The organism is Flavobacterium sp. NPDC079362 (genome assembly GCF_050267765.1).
Classification (GTDB): domain Bacteria; phylum Bacteroidota; class Bacteroidia; order Flavobacteriales; family Flavobacteriaceae; genus Flavobacterium; species Flavobacterium azizsancarii.
This window is the reverse complement of record NZ_JBNNFM010000014.1, coordinates 33,681-53,840: the sequence shown is the minus strand read 5'-3', so window position 1 is coordinate 53,840 and position 20,160 is coordinate 33,681. Positions and strand designations below refer to the sequence as shown.

General features: G+C 36.2%; 22 protein-coding genes. 7 read left to right on the top strand and 15 right to left on the bottom strand.

All coding sequences use genetic code 11. The features are described from left to right. Window positions 1–36: 36 nt before the first annotated feature. Window positions 37–459, top strand: a complete 423-nt coding sequence (locus tag ACQKCJ_RS13580) for an MgtC/SapB family protein (protein WP_427402189.1) — start codon at window positions 37–39, stop codon at window positions 457–459. A gap of 96 nt (window positions 460–555) precedes the next feature. Further along, complete coding sequence (locus ACQKCJ_RS13575) at window positions 556–996, top strand: hypothetical protein (RefSeq protein ID WP_249965697.1); 441 nt, start codon at window positions 556–558, stop codon at window positions 994–996. Window positions 997–1,931: 935 nt separating this feature from the next. Here the strand turns inward: ACQKCJ_RS13575 and ACQKCJ_RS13570 are convergent. From ACQKCJ_RS13570 to ACQKCJ_RS13520, 11 genes are all read right to left on the bottom strand, one after another. Then, a complete protein-coding gene (locus ACQKCJ_RS13570; RefSeq protein ID WP_427402188.1) occupies window positions 1,932–3,116 on the bottom strand; it encodes a DUF3570 domain-containing protein in 1,185 nt (394 codons plus the stop codon). An 18-nt stretch (window positions 3,117–3,134) separates the two neighbouring features. Further along, window positions 3,135–3,368 (bottom strand): DUF4266 domain-containing protein, encoded by a 234-nt coding sequence (locus tag ACQKCJ_RS13565; protein ID WP_072965097.1) that lies wholly within the window; start codon window positions 3,366–3,368, stop codon window positions 3,135–3,137. Then, complete coding sequence (locus ACQKCJ_RS13560) at window positions 3,365–4,258, bottom strand: FAD:protein FMN transferase (protein WP_249965695.1); 894 nt, start codon at window positions 4,256–4,258, stop codon at window positions 3,365–3,367. The genes ACQKCJ_RS13565 and ACQKCJ_RS13560 overlap by 4 nt, the downstream gene beginning before the upstream one ends. A gap of 40 nt (window positions 4,259–4,298) precedes the next feature. Further along, on the bottom strand, window positions 4,299–4,733 hold the full coding sequence (locus ACQKCJ_RS13555) for a thioredoxin family protein (RefSeq protein WP_427402187.1): 435 nt from the start codon (window positions 4,731–4,733) through the stop codon (window positions 4,299–4,301). 109 nt (window positions 4,734–4,842) lie between these two features. Further along, the gene (locus ACQKCJ_RS13550; protein ID WP_427402186.1) at window positions 4,843–5,532 is read right to left on the bottom strand and encodes a VIT1/CCC1 transporter family protein; all 690 of its coding nucleotides are present in this window, start codon (window positions 5,530–5,532) and stop codon (window positions 4,843–4,845) included. A 9-nt stretch (window positions 5,533–5,541) separates the two neighbouring features. Beyond that, entirely contained in the window at window positions 5,542–5,940 is a 399-nt protein-coding gene (locus ACQKCJ_RS13545; protein ID WP_427402185.1) for a hypothetical protein, read from the bottom strand. Between the two features lie 224 nt (window positions 5,941–6,164). Further along, window positions 6,165–6,602, bottom strand: a complete 438-nt coding sequence (locus tag ACQKCJ_RS13540) for a hypothetical protein (RefSeq protein ID WP_427402184.1) — start codon at window positions 6,600–6,602, stop codon at window positions 6,165–6,167. Between the two features lie 26 nt (window positions 6,603–6,628). Then, window positions 6,629–7,756, bottom strand: a complete 1,128-nt coding sequence (locus ACQKCJ_RS13535) for an efflux RND transporter periplasmic adaptor subunit (protein ID WP_427402183.1) — start codon at window positions 7,754–7,756, stop codon at window positions 6,629–6,631. 7 nt (window positions 7,757–7,763) lie between these two features. Further along, complete coding sequence (locus ACQKCJ_RS13530) at window positions 7,764–12,104, bottom strand: CusA/CzcA family heavy metal efflux RND transporter (protein ID WP_427402182.1); 4,341 nt, start codon at window positions 12,102–12,104, stop codon at window positions 7,764–7,766. 91 nt (window positions 12,105–12,195) lie between these two features. Next, window positions 12,196–12,492 carry a hypothetical protein gene (locus tag ACQKCJ_RS13525; protein ID WP_427402181.1) on the bottom strand — a complete coding sequence of 99 codons (297 nt, stop codon included), beginning with the start codon at window positions 12,490–12,492 and terminating at the stop codon, window positions 12,196–12,198. Between the two features lie 362 nt (window positions 12,493–12,854). Beyond that, window positions 12,855–13,163, bottom strand: coding sequence for an OsmC family protein (locus ACQKCJ_RS13520; protein WP_427402218.1), 309 nt, complete (start codon window positions 13,161–13,163; stop codon window positions 12,855–12,857). A 756-nt stretch (window positions 13,164–13,919) separates the two neighbouring features. Here ACQKCJ_RS13520 and ACQKCJ_RS13515 point away from each other — a divergent pair. From ACQKCJ_RS13515 to ACQKCJ_RS13505, 3 genes are all read left to right on the top strand, one after another. Then, window positions 13,920–14,120, top strand: coding sequence for a YgaP family membrane protein (locus tag ACQKCJ_RS13515; protein ID WP_427402180.1), 201 nt, complete (start codon window positions 13,920–13,922; stop codon window positions 14,118–14,120). Between the two features lie 6 nt (window positions 14,121–14,126). Further along, window positions 14,127–14,426 carry a thioredoxin gene (gene trxA, locus ACQKCJ_RS13510; protein ID WP_427402179.1) on the top strand — a complete coding sequence of 100 codons (300 nt, stop codon included), beginning with the start codon at window positions 14,127–14,129 and terminating at the stop codon, window positions 14,424–14,426. Window positions 14,427–15,150: 724 nt separating this feature from the next. Then, entirely contained in the window at window positions 15,151–15,585 is a 435-nt protein-coding gene (locus ACQKCJ_RS13505) for a hypothetical protein (RefSeq protein ID WP_427402178.1), read from the top strand. Window positions 15,586–15,827: 242 nt separating this feature from the next. On the opposite strand, the gene ACQKCJ_RS13500 is transcribed toward ACQKCJ_RS13505, so the two are convergent. From ACQKCJ_RS13500 to ACQKCJ_RS13485, 4 genes are all read right to left on the bottom strand, one after another. After that, on the bottom strand, window positions 15,828–16,637 hold the full coding sequence (locus ACQKCJ_RS13500) for a universal stress protein (RefSeq protein ID WP_427402177.1): 810 nt from the start codon (window positions 16,635–16,637) through the stop codon (window positions 15,828–15,830). Between the two features lie 152 nt (window positions 16,638–16,789). Next, window positions 16,790–16,975, bottom strand: coding sequence for a hypothetical protein (locus tag ACQKCJ_RS13495; RefSeq protein WP_371922986.1), 186 nt, complete (start codon window positions 16,973–16,975; stop codon window positions 16,790–16,792). A 26-nt stretch (window positions 16,976–17,001) separates the two neighbouring features. Beyond that, the gene (locus tag ACQKCJ_RS13490; RefSeq protein ID WP_427402176.1) at window positions 17,002–17,493 is read right to left on the bottom strand and encodes a hypothetical protein; all 492 of its coding nucleotides are present in this window, start codon (window positions 17,491–17,493) and stop codon (window positions 17,002–17,004) included. Window positions 17,494–17,500: 7 nt separating this feature from the next. Continuing rightward, window positions 17,501–17,812: a hypothetical protein gene (locus ACQKCJ_RS13485; RefSeq protein WP_427402175.1), complete on the bottom strand. Its 312-nt coding sequence runs from the start codon at window positions 17,810–17,812 to the stop codon at window positions 17,501–17,503. A 795-nt stretch (window positions 17,813–18,607) separates the two neighbouring features. On the opposite strand from ACQKCJ_RS13485, the gene ACQKCJ_RS13480 reads away from it, so the two are divergent. Continuing rightward, a complete protein-coding gene (locus ACQKCJ_RS13480; protein WP_427402174.1) occupies window positions 18,608–18,793 on the top strand; it encodes a hypothetical protein in 186 nt (61 codons plus the stop codon). Beyond that, window positions 18,790–20,055: an NRAMP family divalent metal transporter gene (locus ACQKCJ_RS13475; RefSeq protein ID WP_427402173.1), complete on the top strand. Its 1,266-nt coding sequence runs from the start codon at window positions 18,790–18,792 to the stop codon at window positions 20,053–20,055. The genes ACQKCJ_RS13480 and ACQKCJ_RS13475 overlap by 4 nt, the downstream gene beginning before the upstream one ends. Window positions 20,056–20,160 lie beyond the last annotated feature (105 nt).

Genomic DNA, 20,160 nt, shown 5'->3' with positions numbered 1-20,160 from the left:
AAGAGTAAAGTTCTAATCATTAAAAAATACATAGTTTTGACTACAACAGAATTTTTATTTCGATTAATAGAGGCCTTAATAGCGGGATTAATTATTGGTTTTGAAAGACAATGGCACCATAAAGAAACGGGGCTTACTACAAATATGCTTGTAGCAGCCGGAGCTGCTGCTTTTGTTTTATTGTCTATAAAAGTGTCAGCAGCAGATTCAAATATTGATGTTACCCGAATTACTGCCCAGGTCGTTATGGGAGTTGGCTTTCTGGGAGCCGGAGTTATTTTTAGACAAGGACCAAATGTACATGGTTTAAACTCTGCGGCCACTATTTGGTGCAGTGCTGCTATTGGGTGTATTGCCGCTTCGGGATATTTTATAGAGGCATTAGTGTGTACACTCTTAGTTGCGATTGTAAATGCCGTTCTTGAACCTGTAGATCAATGGCTGCGAAACAGAAAATAAGTATATAGAGATTTCCTTTTTTTTAAATTAATGAATTAGACTAGCCGGCAATCAGCTTTACAATAATACACGCAGAAAAAATTAAAAAGTAATACTATGAAAACAAAGTTCTACATACTAGCTGTTATTATTATACTGCTATATTGCTGCCAGAAGAAGGACTCAGGAGATTCCAATGAAAATGGTATGGAGATAGATACAGCTGAAATGTCTGGTATCAATGATAATCTGCTTAGAAAGTGGCTCTTATTAAACAGGGAATCAGACAGTATAATTAAATCGGCACAGCTGATTATTGAGCAGCGGAGAGAGCAAGTAGAATCTCATCCGCAGGATGAGCGCCAGTACATGAATACCTGCATTGAAGAGGCCCAGCAGCAGCTTGACCTATTAAAGGAAAAAGTGAAATTTACTAAAGAATTTGCAGGTGGTATTAAACAGTATGACCCATCTCTGCAGTTTACCATTGACTCATTGGAAGAAGACTATATGCGGGAGAAATATAAACTGGTAGATGCATTAAAACAGTTGAAATAAGGCGTATTGCTAATTTCTTTTTTTGATTCTACGAAAGCAGGGCGGAGTTCTACAAGGCCTGAATAATGGGGTATTGAGTTAATCAGGTGTTAAGAGCTGCTGTCGGAATTTAATTTGGAGTGGTCAGCATCGTCAATTGTATATAATATTACTTTTTGGGTTTAATATTAGTTTTTAGGTTTATTATTTTTTTTTTGGAGCTCTTCCCGCTATACGTTCCACCCGAGCGTCAGCGAACTGGCGAAGCAATCGGAGCTAGGGCTGCTGGAGAGCCCTATTTTGTCTTTGGAGGACTGCATATTGGAAGCCAATTGTTCTATTTTTAGTAAATACTCAATTTTGTTTTAATACCATATGCCGCAATTCTCTCAAAGATATTATTACTTCCAGCAAAAATATATATGAAGAATCTAAACATTGGAACCTGCCTTTCAGCTCTACTAAAACGCAACTTTTTATACTTATGCAATAAAATATAGCATACTGCGGCTCTTTAGACTAATAAATTAGTAAAGTATAATAAAAAAAGGCGTCAATTGTCTTCAATTGGCGCCTTTTGGCAGTGTGGTGACCCAGGAAAGACAGATTTCACACCACTTTATGGAGGATTTGAAGAGATTGACTTACTACGACTTTCAGTGGCTTGAGCAATTTGGTTTGGATGTCCTGTTGGGGATTGATGTAAATTTGTATCTAACTTTATTTTTTTTATATGAGAGTAGCATTAAAATCGCCTTAGTTTTTTATGGCAAGAAAGGTATCCCTTCCAATTTCCTTATAGATCAAAATTACCACAGTTATTTTTGAAAGTTTGTTCAATTTCTGAATAAAATGATTCCTAAACAAAAGAGCACTGATTATCTAAAATTATAAACCACCATCGTCAAACGACTTTGGTGGTTTTTTAATGAATCTAATTTGAATTAAGTTTTTAACTATTTGTATTTAATGTTGATACTTATAATATCAGATGTCATATTAGTAGTCCTTGTATAATGTCCATAGCGTATCTCTAAGGTATTCCAGTGTTTAAGACCAAAAATTCCGTTAAGGGGAGTAAATTTCATTCCCATTCCAAAGAAACTGCTGTCAAATTTTGACAAATCATAGTTGCTGGTGTAGTATTCATCGGCTGCCGTATGTTCTCCGTACGGTTTGAAATACTTCGTTCCGGTTTGGGTATAATACCTGTAAAACGGACTCACTGAAAATGCCTGGGTTAATTTTACAGGGATTTCAAGATCAGCGGTATGTGCTTTTAAGCTCCAATCGTCACTATAATACCTGTAATAAGCCCTGATAATTACATTGTCACCTAAGAAATAACTTGCTCTGATTCCCAGCGGTATTTTTAACCTTGTATCGGGCATTTTTTCCTGATGAACAGATCCGTCTGCAAAATAAACCCTGTGAAACGGAAGGCTTAAATATCCGTTTTGGCTGATAACATCACCTACAAGCATGACCTGAAGGTTTTTGTTTACAACCTGAGAATAACTCAGAGTTCCTGCAAAAGTATTTCGGTTGGCGCTGCCATACCCTTCTCCTCCCGAAGTACGAAGTTCAACAGGTTCAATTAGTTTTAACTGATCTATAAAGGTTTGGAATTTTGCCGTAAATTCTCCGTTTCTGTCTTTCGTTTTTTGTGAGAAACTAATGTTTCCTCCAAAAGACTGGTAGTCAAATTCAGTAGATGATGAAACTCCCAGACCAATTGTTCTTCCTGTTGCTTCATTTTCTCTAAGATAAGATAAAGACGGATAGAAACGATTGTCTGAAGATGATGCAGATGAATTGGCACTCAAATCAATCATATCTGATGATGCCGAGGTATAATGATCAATTCCGGCTTCGATATCGAAGGTATGTTTGATTCCGGTTTCTCCGTATTTTACCAACTTTACATCAATGGTATTGGCAATATCGGTAAGATGTTCAGAACCAATTCCGCCTGTAACGGCTGAATTGTCTCCGTTTTGCTTATAGTAACTGGAAACTAAGTTTACCTCTTCAATTTTTAATTTTTTGCTTTTATAGTTTGTAGAATCTGTAGGAACATTTTGTGCTCTCACCTGAAATAATGCCAATAAGGCAAATCCTGTAATGAATATTCTTTTCATTTTATACTAGTATGAAAATTAGTTGCAACCACAGCCACCGCCGCTTTTTCCTGAATTTGCTCCGGAAGCTCCTTCACGGTAGGATTGAAAACTGAGTTCTGTTTTTTCGATTTTTCTATTAGAAAGGACCATTTCAGAATCGTTGATTTTGCCTTTTTGGTATTCTTTTACCGATGTGCAGGAGGTGAGTAGAATGCCCGTAAAAGCAATGCTGCAGAATAGTACGAGCGCTTTTTGTTTTGGCTTTTTCATTTCAGGTTAATGTTTTTTGAAGTGTAAATTTTGTTGTTGTCGTCAATGATAATACAATATAGATCTGCTATTTGATCTATTAAAAACAAGCCTGCTTTAATACCCATAACGGCTATTGGTGTTGCCATTGCATCTGCAAATTCTGCGTTTCCGCTAATAATGGTCACACTTTTAATTCCGGTTATCGGAAGTCCTGTTTTTGGGTCAATGGTATGCGAATATTTTTTGCCGTTAATAGTTACGAACTTTTCATAATTCCCGGATGTTGCCACCGCTTTATTGGAAATTTCCATATAAGAGAATGCTGCATTTGGAGCGTCAGGATCTACTACGCCAATGGTCCATTTTCTACCGTCGGGCTGTAATCCCCAGGCCGAAAGATCTCCGCTGGCATTAATAATTCCGCTCTCAACATTATGATTTAAAAGTATTTGTTTTGCCATTTCAGCAGCATATCCCTTTCCGATACCACCAAAACCAATTCGCATTCCTTTTTCTTTTAAAAATACGGTCGTGTTTTCCGGGTCTAAAATGATATTTCTGTAATCAATAAGATGCACCATTTTGAGTGCCGTTTCGGCATCTGGTAATTCAGTCATTGTTTTGTCAAAATTCCATAGACTTTTGTCGATACTTCCATAAGAAATATCAAAGGCACCTTGCGTAATTTTAGAAATTCCAATGCATCTTTCGATAAGATGAAAAACTTCAGGATCTACTTTTACAGGTTTAATTCCCGCATTTTCGTTAATCAGGTTGGTTTGGCTGTCCTCTTTATAAGTAGTCAAAAGTTTTTCGATGCGTCTGATTTCTTCAATAGCAAGGTTTATACTCTTATTTCCAATATGCTCATTTTCTGCCACAACAGTAATAGTAAAGTTGTTCCCCATGAGTTTAAGGGATTGCGAGTACTTCTGTTTTTTCAGTATGTTACTTTTTGCTATCACAGATTGCTTTTATTTCGGCAGTCCACTGCTCAGGCGTAGTTTCAGGTTTTCCGTGCCAGGTTTTTAGTACTTTACCATCAGCATCAAGAAGCAGGGTTAGAGGGAAACTTCCTTCTTTATTGTAAATTTCGGCTAAATCTTCATTTCGCTTTACTTGCTGGGGAGTTCCAATGTTTTTCTTTTTCCTTGGAAAATCAGCATTAACGAGTACCAGATCTTCATTGGCCATTTGGGTGAATGTTTGACTTTCCAGATAGTCTCTGCGTGTCACGATACAAGGCCCACACCAATCTGAACCGGAGAAGTTGAGTAGAATTAATTCGTGCTTTTCCTTTGCCACTTTTTTGGCATTATAAAAGTCAGGTTCCCAGTTAATGGGGAGCACTGTTAATAGCAGGAATAATATAATTAGTTTCATTTTGCAGTTTGTTTTTAGATATATACGAAATAACGAATTGTCGGGTATTTTATTTTTTTTAAATGCTTAAGATTCGGTTAAATTTTAAACCAAATAAAAAGCTGTTTTTTTAAGCAGTCTGAACACCAAAAATATAACCGACCAAGGCCGACATTGCCATTGCAAAAGTACCCCAAATGCAGATACGTAATACCGCTTTTAAAGTATGTGATCCGCCTGCTTTAGCTGCTAATATTCCGGATAATGCTAAAAATAGTATTGAAAAACCATATTGATAAAATACCATTTGTTTTATGGGAGCAAAAATAGCCACTAAAAGCGGTAAGAGTCCTCCAATAATGAAGGATATGGCCGATGCAAAAGCTGCTGTCAGAGGATTTGCCTGTGTGATTTCATTAATTCCGAGTTCATCCCGCGCATGGGCTTCAAGCGCATCATGAGCCGTTAATTTGACAGCAACTTGTCTAGCCAGTTCTTTATTTAATCCTCTTTGAATATAAATATCGGTTAATTCTTCCAGTTCCTCTTCAGGTAAGGTTTCAAGAGCGATTTTTTCTCTTTTCAAATCTGCAGTTTCTACATCAGACTGGGAACTTACCGATACATATTCACCTGCTGCCATAGAAAGCGCACCTGCTACTAAACCTGCTACGGCAGCCAGTAAAATGGGCTCTCTTGTAACACTTGCTGCTGCCACACCAATGGCTAAACTGGTAGTAGATAAAATTCCGTCGTTTGCCCCCAGAACAGCTGCCCTGAGCCATCCGCTTCTATTGATATAATGGTTTTCAACGTGCATAATTTTAATTTATAGTAGTTTAATCCAATCCGGATCTTCAGAGGTTTTTGGAACGCCTCCAAAATTAGTTTTTAGAAACTGTCTTATTTGTAACGGTGTTTTGTTTTGTGTAGCAATTTTCCAGTCATTCATATCATAAATATGAATCTGCTTTGCATTTGTGTTTGTAACAAATGAAATTCGTGATATTGAATCCTTATATTTCTTAATCTCATTTAACATTTCGCGATTTGGCACCACAACAAGTATATTTTCCCAATCAAGAAAATTCTTAGGGATATCCTCACGGTCTTTCAATCCTAAAAATTCAATAAAGGCTTTTATTTTTTGATCATTAAGCCTATGTATATCTAGGTCAACCTTTTTTAGAATAATGTGGAGATTTCTATCATCTCTAATTATACCCATATTTAAAATATTTTTTTATATTATAAAATTACATCAACCCGTTGTAAAAGAATGGATTAAAACCTGTAGAATGATTCTAAATTTTAGAATACAAATTTTGGTTAGTGTTTCAATGAAACTTTTTAAAGTTGTTTTCATTAACGATATCCACAGCAGAAATTTTTGAGACCACTGTGGATTAAAACTGTTTTAAACAGCTGTTTTAATGAAAGGATCAAAGTTTATTACCTGATTTCAGAATGTCTGATTTCTCCGCCTGTAGTGCCTGTTTGCTGACCAAAGTATAAAACTGCCATACAGTACACCATTATAGCTAAAGCAATATAAGTAGCATAGGATTTCTTTTTCCAATTGCTCCATAAAGCAACTATCGAACCGATGCCCAATACATAGGATAATAGAGCAAATACTTCTGCTTTTTCTTCATGTTCATGGATTAAACTTTTAGTGATTCCTTCAATTTGCTTTACCACGTCCTCGGCGCCATCGCCTGTTGCTATTGCCGAAAATGCCGTTATTGCTCCCAGTATAAAAATACAGTAAGCCGTTCTTTTTACAATTTCAGATTTTACTATAAATCCGCCAATGAGTACTAATAAACCTACAATGGGTATGATAATAGGCAAGTGGTTCAATACTAAGTGATAATGTGCTCCGTTCATAATGTTTTGTTTTAAATTATTAATTTTTATTCTTCTTTATTTTTCATTTTCATAAGTAGGGTGTAAGCTCCATTGGTAACAATTTTTTTATTTTTCAACCTTTCAGGGTTTAAAATCTCCAAATAGACGTTTTCTTTGGCTCCCACGGTAACTTCTGTCATTTCATATTGTTGTTTTCCGGTTTGGGTAAAAACATAGTCTTTACTCTCAAAGGTCACAATACTTAATTCAGGCAATGCATTGGCTAAGCCCGATGTTGTTTCTATTTCGGCATTCATGTACATACCGGGTAAAAGGTATTTATCATACTTTACAAAATGGCAATGTACCTCTGTGTTTCCGTTAGAGTTAATGTCTTTGTTGATAAGTATGATTTTGCATTCGTACTTTTTATTGGGCGCTGCATTACTGTAGGCAATTACTTTTTGTCCTATTGCAAGCTGCGCAATATTAGTATCATAAACATTAAGGTTTAAGTGAATATCACTTGGATCTATAAGTTCAAACATTACTTCACCCGGAGCGATATATTTGCCTATATTAATATTGACCTTGCTTACAAACCCCGTTATAGTACTCAAAATGCTGATACTTTTAGAAATTTTATTGGCTGACAAATAATTCGGATTGATATTAATCAGTTTGAGTTTTTCTGATAAAGCGTTTACTGTTATACGAAGGCTGCTTGCTTCAGATTCTGCTAATTGAGTTGTTTTATCGCTACTGGCTTTAGATTGATTAAGATCTTTTTGACGTGTGAATTCCATCTCAGCAAAATGCAGTTTAGATTTTGCCATCAGATAATCTTGCTGTAACTGAACATATTGCTGATCTTGCAAAGTAGCAATGACTTCCCCTTTTTTTATCTGCATTCCCGGTAAGAGTTTGCTGTTTATCAAATATCCTCCAAGCGGAGCATTTACAGATACTAAATTTTGTGGCGGAACATCTATTTTTCCGTTTAATTTTATAACCGTGGCAATATTTTTCTGTGTTAATTGGGCAGTTGCGATACTTGCATTTTTGAATTGCGCATCAGTAAGTATTACACTATTTTCGTTCACAGGTTTTTCTGTTACGGTCTGTTCTTCGGTTGTGTTTTTACAAGCATTTAGTATAAAAAGCATGCTTATAAACAAGGATATATTTTTCATTTAATTGTTAATTTGAAGTGATAAAGTTAAGTTCGATACTGCTCTGGTTTAGTGCTCTTACAGCTTCTAAATAATTGCTCTGTATGATAATGGCCTGATTGATTACCATGACAAAATCTAAGAAATTAATTTCACCGTTACTAAATTGTTTATTCGCTGTTTCTTTAATCAGCGTAGCATTTTTTATACCTGCATCTTCAAAATATTGTGTTATTTCGGTATTGCTTTTATGAGCAGCCATTAATTGTTTATACTGATTTTGTAAAAGCTGCAATTGTATTTGATATTCATTTTCTGCAATACTTTCCCCAACCTTAGAGGCTTCTATTTTGGCACTTTGGCTTCCTGCAAAAAGGGGTATTCCCAGTCCTGCCTGTACAGAGCTAAAGCGGTTACTTCCGTAATAATAGTTATTATCTGGCCCCGTGCCTTTAAAACTATTGTTAAAGTAGCCAATAGTGAGATCCGGCAAATATTTTGACTTTTCTAATTGCGTTTGTGCAGCAGCATTATTTTTTTGTTGCTGCGAGAGTTTTAAGAGGATATTATTCTCAATTCCATTATTCATGGGAACAATAGGATATTTATAGCTTTTTTCTAAAGGAATAAGAGGAATTTCTGAATTCAAAAGCACCTGAAGCTCTAATAAGGTGGTCTGCATCTCTTGCTCTAGCTGCATCAATTGTATAGCAATGGCAGCCCTTTGGTTTTCGGCAGTGGTTTTTTCCAGAATATTGCTTTCTCCTTTTTGCAATCGAAGGTTTGCTTTGTCATAAAAATCATTGAAAAGGGTATCTGCTTGTTGCAGAAGTTTTTCTTTTTCTTTATAATATAGAAAGGTATAAAAAACTTGTGTTACGGCCTTTTTTATTTCCTGCTCTTTTAATGAAGTATTTAATGCCGAAGTTTTCCATTGTTCTGATAACAGCTGTTTTTGTTTTTTATATATAGTAGGGAAGGCAATAGTTTGGGAAATCCCAAAGCGGGTATCATCATAAGCACTGTTTATTTTTCCTGCTTCAGCAAAAACAATTGTTTTAGGAATATCGGCTCCTGATTTAATGAGCGCCTGCGCATAAGCCGTTCTAAGCTTTTCGTTTTTTATACTATAGTTTTTCTCGGTTACCATTTTTAATGCCGTTTCAAGACTTATTTTTTCCTGTGCATTTGCAGCTGAAAAAACAGAAAAGAAAACCAGTACAAACGTTGCTTTTTGAGTTAAACTTTTTATTTTAAAGCCTTTTTCAAACAAGATGTAGAGCAGAGGCAATACAAATAAGGTCAAAAAGGTAGCCACTAGCAAGCCACCTATTACTACTGTTGCCAGAGGACGTTGTACCTCGGCACCTGCGCCGTTGCTTAAAGCCATTGGCAAAAAACCCAAAGAAGCTACAAAAGCGGTCATTAATACAGGACGAAGTCTTGATTTTGTTCCTATTAAAACAATTTGGGCGAGATTTTTCATTCCGTTATTTTTAAGTCGGTTAAATTCAGCGATTAGTACAATTCCGTTTAAAACGGCTACTCCAAACAAAGCTATAAAACCTACACCGGCACTAATACTAAAAGGCATACCACGCAAGGCCAGAAAAAATATTCCTCCAATTGCAGATAGCGGAATTGCCGTATAAATAAGCAATCCGTGCTTAACGGAATTGAACGCAAAAAAGAGTAAAATAAAAATAAGTACCAGCGAAACAGGAACGGCAATCATAAGGCGGTCTTTTGCCTGATTTAAGTTCTCGAATGCACCACCATAAGTAACATAATATCCTGTAGGCAATTTTAGTTCCTTATCTACTTTGGCCTGTAATTCATTTACAATACTTTGTACATCTCTGCCTTTTACGTTAAAGCCTACAACAATTCTACGTTTTGTGTCCTCACGCTGTATTTGGTTAGGACCGTTTTTAATTTCTACAGCAGCGAGTTGCGATAAAGGAATCTGACTACCATTTGATGTGGGAATAAGCAAATTTCGAATATCTTCGATATCTTTTCTTTCATTAGCGTTCAGGCGCACCACCAAATCAAATCTTTTTTCCTGTTCAAACACTAAGCCCGTGCTTTGTCCTGCAAAAGCGGTATTGATCACTTTGTTAATATCAGCTATTGATAAATGATGTTGAGCAATCGCAGGTCGGTTATACGATATGATTACTTGTGGCATACCGCCAACGGGTTCTATAAATAAATTGGCAGTGCCGTCTACCTTGCTAATAATTTTGCCCAGTTTGTTTGCCGTCAGGGCTAATGTATCGAGGTTTTCTCCAAATATTTTAAGCACAACATCTTGTCGGGCTCCTGTCATGAGTTCATTAAAACGCATTTGTACCGGGAATTGAAATCCTGTTGTAATTCCGGGAACATCTTCCAGGGCTTTACTCATCTTTGCAGATAATTCATTAAAAGTTTTAGCAGAAGTCCATTCTTTTTTATCTTTTAAAATCACCATCATATCACTGGCTTCCATTGGCATTGGATCTGTAGGAACTTCCCCGCTGCCTATTTTGGTTACCACTTTTAATACTTCTGGAAATTGGCTCTTGAGTATATGCGCCGCTTTCTGGGTGCTTTCTATAGTGGTATTTAAGTTACTGCCGGTAAGCACTCGCGTGTCTACTGCAAAATCACCTTCTTCAAGAGCGGGTATAAATTCGCCTCCCAAGGTAGTAAGCGTTATAAGAGCCAGCACAAAAAGCAGTAAGACAGAACCTAAAACAGCTTTAGGAAAACGAAGTATCTTTTTTAGTGTATTTTGATAGCTGTTTTCAAGGCGTTTCATTACCCGGTCCGAAAGATTTTCTTTATGTTTTGTTTTTTTACTTAGAAAAAAAGCGCTCATCATCGGAATATAAGTCAGGGACAAAATAAAAGCGCCCAGCAAAGCAAAGGCAACTGTTTGTGCCATAGGTTTAAACATTTTACCTTCGATACCCTGCAGCGTAAAAATGGGTAAGTAAACAATCAATATGATGATTTGGCCAAATACCGCACTGTTCATCATTTTACTGGCCGAACTTGTAACGGTTTTATCCATTTGATCAGCAGTAAGAGAAGCATGTTCCTTATATTTAGTATTACTGGCGAGATGATGCATAATAGCTTCAACAATTATGACCGCACCGTCTACAATTAATCCGAAATCCAGCGCTCCAAGACTCATTAAATTTCCGCTTACCCCAAAGAGATTCATCATGCAAATAGCAAAGAGCATGGCCAGAGGAATTACCGATGCGACGAGTAAACCTGCCCTGAAATTCCCCAGAAACATTACCAAAACAAACACTACAATTAAAGCTCCTTCGAGTAAGTTTTTCTCGACTGTACCAATGGCATTATTGACCATTTTTGTTCGGTCCAGAAAAGGTTCAATTTCAACGCCCCCAGGAAGTGTTTTTTGTATTTGGGTAATTTTTTCTTTTACATTTTTAATCACCTCACTACTATTGGCCCCTTTAAGCATCATGACAATCGCTCCGGAAACTTCGCCTTGATCGTTATAACACATTGCCCCGTAACGTGTGGCAAAACCGGTTTTTACCTGAGCTACATCTCTTATAAACAACGGAGTGTCACTGTTTTTATTGACAATGGCGATATTCTCTATGTCGGCAATAGTGCCAATAAGTCCTTCGCTGCGAATATAAAGTACCGTTGGTCCTTTTTCTATATACGAACCACCTGTGTTTTGATTATTGTCCTGAACCGCTGCAAAAACATCATTAATGGTAATCCCGTAAGCATTTAGCTTATCAGGATTAATACTGATTTCATATTGTTTGAGTTTACCACCAAAACTACTCACTTCGGCAACGCCTTTAACGCCCAGAAGTTGTCGCCTTACAATCCAGTCCTGAATCGTTCTTAAGTCAGTTACATTGAATTTTTGTTCATAGCCTTTTTTGGGTTTAACCACATATTGGTAAATTTCGCCAAGTCCTGTAGATATTGGCCCTAATGTAGGCGTACCAATACTTTGCGGAATCTCATTTTGTACTTGCTGTAACCGTTCGGCAACTTGTTGTCTTGCCCAGTACACATCAACATCGTCATCAAAAACGATAGTGACCAGAGACAATCCAAATCTGGAAAAGCTGCGAATCTCTTTCATACCGGAGATATTGCTATTGGCCTGTTCTATAGGAAAAGTGACCAGGCGCTCAATATCAGTGGCTCCAAATGAAGGGGCTATGGTTATAATTTGTACCTGGTTGTTTGTAATATCCGGAACAGCATCAATAGGCAGGTGAGTGGCCTGGTATGAGCCATAGCCAATCAGGGCAATTATAAAAAGCCCTACGATGAGTTTATTCCTCACGGAAAACTCAATTATTTTAGTAAGCATAAGTTTGTTTTATTAATCGTAGTTATAAAAAATAAGGCATAGCAAAACACACGCAATTATATTGCGGAAATTTATAAACTATAGAAAACGATTAACAGTCTCTGGGCGGCTGCCAGATAGAGGAAAGAGAAATAGAGCAGTAGGAAAAAGAATACGTATATAAATTTTGTTTTTTATACGTAATATTCACTTTTTGTATTGCTTCATATTCTTGTATCAACGGATAAAATACAACAGAACTGATATTGGTGTGTGATTTAAAGGGTAATTTCATATCCTTATCATAATCAGCATCAAATACATCTGGTCCCTGATAGTGAATGCATAAAAATTGAAAAAAAGTTAAATTAGGATTTTGTTCCTTATGTTCCACATAATGTTCTACCATTATAGGCAGCTTTATAAGTTCGGTTAGCTGTGTTATTGACAGTAGGTAAACAGATAAAAATAATATGGACAAGTTTTTTTTCACAGTTCAAATATAAGTAATGATTGTATAATAATTTGTTGCAATTTTTTGTTTATAAGTGTTATAAATAGTTGACTCTGTTTGGCAGTATTATCTTAAAGACTGGGATTTTATATTTTTAATTCAAGTTAAAATTACAGGCCGATAGGGTGGTGTCTGCCAAAACCTGGATAGGTAATGTTTGCTTTCCCGAACTGCTGCTTGAAAGTATCTGGCAATAGTTACTGCCACAAAATTGAAGCCCAGAATGACAATATGAGATTTTGAGCTGATATTTTATTTTAGTTATTTATTTTTACTGTTGGATTCATTATCACTTTTGATTTTACAGAATTTGAAATTAGACAGGCAGTTTCTGATTTTTGTAAAACCTTCCCAGCCCTTTCACGGTCTTTTTCATCTGTTATAGTAACTATGGGTTCGAGGATAATTTCACTTATTATGAACTTCCCCTCAATCTGTTCGAGTTTTCCTTTTGATTTACAACTGAAACTTGAAAAAAGCAATTTAGAATTTTCTGCCACAGATAAAAAAGTAGTCATAAAACAACTGCTTACCGCAGCTGTCAATAAATGTTCAGGCGACCATATACCGGGTATTCCTTTCGGAAATTCCGGAGGTGTTGCAACCTCAATTCAAATTCCTTTTTCCTTATTTAATTCGGGGGAACACATGATTCCTTTGCGGCCGGTATCCCATTTTACTTCAACATTGTAATAATGCGTTTCCATAATTAATTATTTTTTAATTTTTATTTAGGTAACTTTTCAATTATAATAAAACAGTATTAATAAATAATCTCCCCTGTATCTTTCCACACTTTCTTTTGGCAGCGCCGCATAACCCTGTTCTTAATTAGTGCAGCAGCAACGAGTGTTTTAAGTATCGCCCTTGCAGGGTAATGAGAGTTCGTTTGAATTGGTCAAATTCCTCCCCATCAAAATCGGATAATTCCTTTTCCTCCCATAATAAACAAGCAGTACAACTTTTATTCTGCTTTCACCAGAAAGTATTAGATGTTTGTTATTGCTTTAAATGCTTGAATTTTGAGTAAAGATACCTTATCAATAGACCGATATATATGACAGCTATCACCTAAAAAAGTAATATTGATCACAAAAAGATAGTAAGTTTAAATTTTGATAGCCCGCCAACGGTACTAATGTAATTTAAGACTCTTGCTAATTGGCTCTATGGATACAGATGATCTGGAATAAACGCGGTCAGTAACAAGTTTTTAAAATCCGAAGCATATATTTCTGTAAATGTTATTTGTGACAATTGTCATTTTTTATTAAAAGCCCATAATATACCTTTGGTTGATTATTATTTTAAATAAAGCAATTATGAAAAAAAACATGGGAATTTTAGATACAAAGATTCGAGTAGCATTCGCTGTTGTGATTGCTATTTTATATTTTACGGGTACTATTTCAGGCTTTTATGGGATAGTAATTTTAGCTGCTGCCGTGTTGCTTGTTTTGACCGGTTTGGTACGGTTTTGTCCTTTATATGCTTTATTTGACTTTAATACCCTTAAAAAATAATTATTTATGAACGCTTTCCACAAGATAATCAATGCTGAAAAACCAGTCTTAATTGATTTTTATGCTATCTGGTGCGGTCCCTGTCAAATGCTTAGTCCTGTTTTGAAACAGGTAAAGGATAACTTGGGAGAACGTATCTCCATTATTAAAATTGACGTAGATAAAAATCAAGATATAGCTGCATCCTATCAAATTAAAGGTGTTCCCACAATGATGCTGTTTCAAAACGGCAAACAGCTTTGGCGCCAGTCGGGTGTACTTTCCAAAGATGAAATTATAAGAATAATAATAGAAAAATCTAATTAATGGTCTATTCTATCTTTTAAAACTACATCAGGTCTGAATATTTAATATGTTGTATGTCAAATATTAAATTGATAAAAATCATTTTCCCCAGCTTCTTTTTTTTTCAATTTTGATCATAAAATAATATCCTGTACAGCAGTCAAGTTTTTTTTGCAGTAGCATTTTTCAACAAAAACAATCACAGGAAAAAATTAAAAAATTAATCATATGAAAATAAAGATCAGTATAGCGGTTCTCGTTTCCTTTTTTATTGCTGCCAGCAAAAGGATTAGACAGGTTCAAATCAAGATGAATTGAAGATTCATCTAAAATCTCAGGCATCAATGATATATGATCCAGCCCTACAGCCTACACTAGACTCATTAAAAGAAGATTATATTCAGGAGAAATTTAAGCTGGAAAAAGCATTAAACCAGTTAAAATAGCGTGAAATCCTGTAAGTGCCCTCTGTCTTAAATCTGTACTCAAGCCGATGGTTAATGAAAAAATGCGGTGATTTGTGTGTAAAGTACCACCTGCTGTCAGAATGATTCTAAATTTTTTCCAGTATGATTTTTTTTTAGTCTAATTCATACTAATTTAGCATTGTAAAATTACCATTATTGTGACTTGCGACTCTTTAAATTCACCTGGTCACTACTTAAATTATATGCAATATTTATCACATTAGAATTCAATGCATGAAACAAATTTATTCAATAATAATTTAATCGGGATATCATCCATGTATACACTAAACACCCAGCTGGCCTATTTTAAATACAATCTGGATTTTAAAAAGCTGGTTGTAAACATTAAATGGTTTCGACTTGATAAGTTTAGCGCTTTACATATCCAGGGGCTTTCTTTTAATAAGGCAGAACTCGATCAGCTCAAGTCCTTTATAGATAAAAACCCGATAAATTTTCCGGGTAATCAATTTCTTGAAGATACTAAAAGGGAAGGCTTTGATATATTAAGAGTTAATGAGTTATCGAAAACTTCATTACCCTTATATCTTGTTTTATCAAAAAAATCAATTTTGAATTTAGATAAACCTATTTATCATGCCATGATGATTGTACTGACAGATGAAAATTACCAAGCAACTGTTGATTATACTTTGGATTTCGATGTTATAGGCAGGATTGAAATTTATAAAGAAGTGAAGGTTAAGTGATTCATTTAAAGTATCTAAAGGGACTATGATTTCCCCTTACAAGCATATGCATTGTTTCAAATTATAAAAATTCAACAGATCATGTGCAGCATAGCAGTGGTATACCAGTTTGTTTTTTACAGGACGCAATACTTTGCCCATATTCTTTCCTCGATGCAAGTAGTACTTGTGCAGTGGTTAAACCGTTCGTATGGAATTTGTTTTGAGTCATTTTTGTTTAATTGTGGTTTTCATTGCTCCGTTTATTTCCTGAAAACAAGTATTGGAGTATTGGTATCAAAACCAAACTCCTTAGTTTTACTCGATGCAAAGTGACGTTCAAACCAGTCACGGTTTTGTTTGGTAAACATGACAATCATTGAGGGTTTTATTTTTCGCATATCCACTTGTAAATGATTCAGTAAAGAAAATTCGATATTTAATTTTTTAAAGTTAAATGATACCCTATCGGATTGGTAGTTGCTGGCTATTGTATTAAAATCGTTCTTAAAATTGCCCTGATCAAGCAGTTCACTGTAATGATAAACTGAAATATCGGCGTCAAATAGAACTGCGAATTTCTTTACTAATGGAAGTTCAATACCAATTTTCGCAAGATCTGAGGCATATAATAAATGATTTAGAGGCCTTCTGCGATAGTTATATGGTACAATCAGAAGTGCAATAGGGGAAGCAGTAATTAATTGTGAAGCCGTAGTTCCAATCAGCTGATTAAAAATCCCAGGGCCTGATGTATTGATACAGATGTAATCTACTTTGTGTTTTTGAGCAAAAGCAATAATGGACTTAGCCACGTGAGTCTGGTTCTCGGTCACGAATTCTGCCTTATCAGCCTGTTTTTTAGTGGTTTTATAAATGGAGAGTATGAATTTTTTAAGTTTATAATCCTGCGTGGTTTTTTTATAGTGGTTTTCTATATTATCGCTGAGCTCTTTTGTATTTACGCTATAGAATATGAGTTCACAAGCTGTCTGGGAAGCAAACTGGATAGCAAATCGAATCCCTGCTTTTGAGATATTGGAAAAGTCTGTGGCAACGAGTATTTTTTTCATGGTATTTACTTTTAAACTTCAATAATTATTCTGCTTGTTCATACTTGCGTAAATGGGAAAGTTCAAGAAAAAGTTCTTTTTCTTTACCTCTAAGCTCTACAGGTATTTTGAGAATGTAAGCAATGTATAAATCTCCAAAATGACCTTCATTTTTATAAACAGGAAAGTCTTTTGCCTTTTAATTTTATCCTGGTTCCGCTTTGTGTTCCGAGAGGCACTTTGCGCTTTACTTTTGTATGGAAAGTATTTCTGGCCGGTTTTCTGCAGGCTTTCCTGATGTCGCCCTGTCCGGCGGTTTTAGGCACCTCGAGAGTTGTATAATAATCTATAAATTCCATCGCAATAGTTTTAGGTTAAGATTTCTCTATCTGAGTTTCATTTCATTGACCTGCAGATTTAATTTTTCCCATTTTGATTTGTCTAAATAAAGCGTGTCGATATCGGTGATCCATTCCATAAAAGGGGCTAAGTGGCAGATACTGACAACCCGTTTTTTATATCCAAATGCGAATCGGTCCCCCCGGAGCTGATAGTTGATAGTCTGGCTTTTATTTTCTATGTTTCTGTAAAGTACAGTTTGTGTCTTCCAGTCTCCGCCCCACGAAAAAAAGGCCTTTAGTGCGCATAATATTCCAATGCCTGTAAAAACTAAAATTATGGACCAGATGCTCTGTAATTTTTTAAAGAATTGGCCAATGAGGATTACCAGTGAGGATACCGCAAAGAAGAGAAAGAAAAAATGCACCCTGTAATCATTAATATGAAAGGGGGTGTATCTGTTCAGTAATATGATGCCCGCTGATATTACAAAAATGATATAAAGAGGCAAGGTTGATTTTTTTATCTGTGCTGGCATGGTTTTATTATTTATCAATGTTATTTACCCTGCGTATGAAATCTGCAGTTGCAGTATCCGCAGCTATTCCAAAACCATCCACAAGGGTTGCTTTTTCTTTATCAAAGGTTTGAACTGCGTACATGATGGCGCTGTGCTCAGGATCGGATTCACCTTCAAAACGATAAAAATGTGTTATTTTTAGCTGATCGGCACTATAATGATTATTGGTTTTAATTGATATCAGGCTCTTGTGATGAACCTCGAATTGGGATGTAAATCCTTGTTTTTCCAATTGGGCCATAACAATGACCAGACTGTCCATATTTACTTTTTCCATAATTGGTTTTTAAGGTTATTGATCCAGTGCTGCCTGCAGTTTGTTTTTGAGTTCCAGCATACCGGGAGCTTTCCACGAAATGCCGCTTACTTGATAAAGGTACGTTTAATTGGAGTATTAGAAAATGATTTTCATCATTCCCAAAGCTGATTTTAATTACTTCTTGTTGCTGTTGCAATTAGAAACCTTACTATCAGAGAACGGCAAAATAGGGGCAGAAAGGTCTGCTGGATAATTTTTAATGCTGCTCCAAGGCTCTTTGAGCGTATATTTTTTTGCGATGGCCGGCATTGTCAATTCTATTTAATATTAATTTTTAGGTTTAATATTATTTTTTAGAAGCTCTTCCCGCTATCCGTTGCAATCTTTTGTGCCGAAACCCGGTACAAAAAGATTTCACTGCACACGAGCGAAGCGAACTGGCGAAGCAATCGGGGCTAGGGCTGCCGGAGAGCCCTATTTTGTATTGGAGAACTGCATATTCAGACCCAATTGTTGTTCTTCTAATAAATACTCAATTCTCGTTTTTTTTAAATACTATATGCCACAATTCTTCCACAAAGTTATTCTTTCGCAAAAACGTGAAACCCTGGATTGGAAATAACCAAAAATCAGGGCACAAAAAGTTCTCCGCGCATAAAGCTGTGATTTTTATCCATAAAAATAGTGACAAGGGTCATAGGTTCTAAAATTATATTGTTTGAATTTTACTTAAAATATTTTTTAAGGGCCTGCTGCGCATCAGATATAAACCGCCTTATTTATCTACAGAAATCCTATATTCAAAATCGAAGAATGAAAAATAGAACAATAAAAATACTGGCCGTTTTCATTAGTTTTTCATGTTTGATGATAAACTTATATTGTTTTGTGAATCAGGATGTTTATTCTGAGGTATTGGTAATGACAAATATTGCCGCTGCGTTTCTACTTTTATTAGTTGTGATTCTGCCGGCCATTGAAAAACGAATGAAAAAATGAAAAAAAATAAAAGAGTTGCAGCTGTTTTTCTTGAGGGCTGGAAAAAGCTCGGGCCCGGACTTGTCACAGGGGCAAGCGATGATGACCCCTCAGGCATAGCTACCTATACACAGGCAGGCGCTGCATACGGGCTTTCCACATTATGGACGGCCCTTATTGCATTTCCCCTGATGGCTGCCATTCAGCAGATGTGCGCCAGAATTGGTCTGGTCACATCCCATGGCCTTACAGGAACCCTAAAAAAACATTATCCCAGAGCTGTATTGTACCTGATGCTGGTTTTCAGCTTTCCTGCTATTATAATGAACATAGGGGCAGACATTGCAGCAATGGGAGCTGTGGGAAATCTATTGTTTCCCGCTGTTGATGCCGGTTATTTCAGTGTCCTCTTTACAATAATTCTTTTAGTACTGATGATCTATCTGCCTTATCAGAGAATTGCTTCGGTTTTAAAGTACCTCTGCATTGTGATGCTGGTATATTTTATTGTCCCGTTTTTCTACAGGCAGGATTTTATTGAAATCCTCAAAGCTACATTTATTCCCGAAATTAAGCTGGACAGGAAGTTTCTGGCCATTATAGTAGGCATACTCGGCACTACTATTTCCCCCTATCTTTTCTTCTGGCAGGCATCGGTGGAAGTTGAAGAAAGCACGGCCAGGCACCTGATTGTAAACAAAAAGCTGATCCGTCAGATGAATAAGGATATCGATTTTGGAATGGCAGTTTCAGGTTTTGTGATGTACTTTATCATTCTAACGGCAGGTACTGTTTTGTTTAAAAGCGGCATCAATCAGATTGATACCGTTGAGCAGGCCGCCCTGGCGCTAAAGCCATTAGCCGGAAACCTGGCTTATCTTCTTTTTGCAGCAGGGGTAATAGGAACAGGGCTTATCGCAATTCCTGTACTGAGCGGTTCTATTTCCTATATCATTACTGAAACATTCGGCTGGGAGCAGGGACTTGGAAAAAAGTTTCATGAAGCAAAAGCATTTTACGTTATAATAGCCGTTTCACTGCTTCTTGGTTTATCTTTGAACTATATGGGAATTACTCCCATTGAGTCATTGATTTATACGGCTGTTCTCTACGGTCTGACCGCCCCGGTGCTGATTGCGATGATCCTGCACATAGCAAATAATAAAAAAATAATGGGCTCCAATGTCAATGGATGGATTACAAACAGTATCGGTTTTGCGGCATTAATAATTATGACAGCAGCCGCTGGGGCATTAGTTTATATACAGTTTTCGCAGAACTAAGGATGCCAGTGATTTTTCAATACAATATCAAGCCTGTATCACTATACAAGAGCTGGCGCATTGCAGTGCTAACCGTTAATTTTCTCCTTATGGTACTCTTTTAGC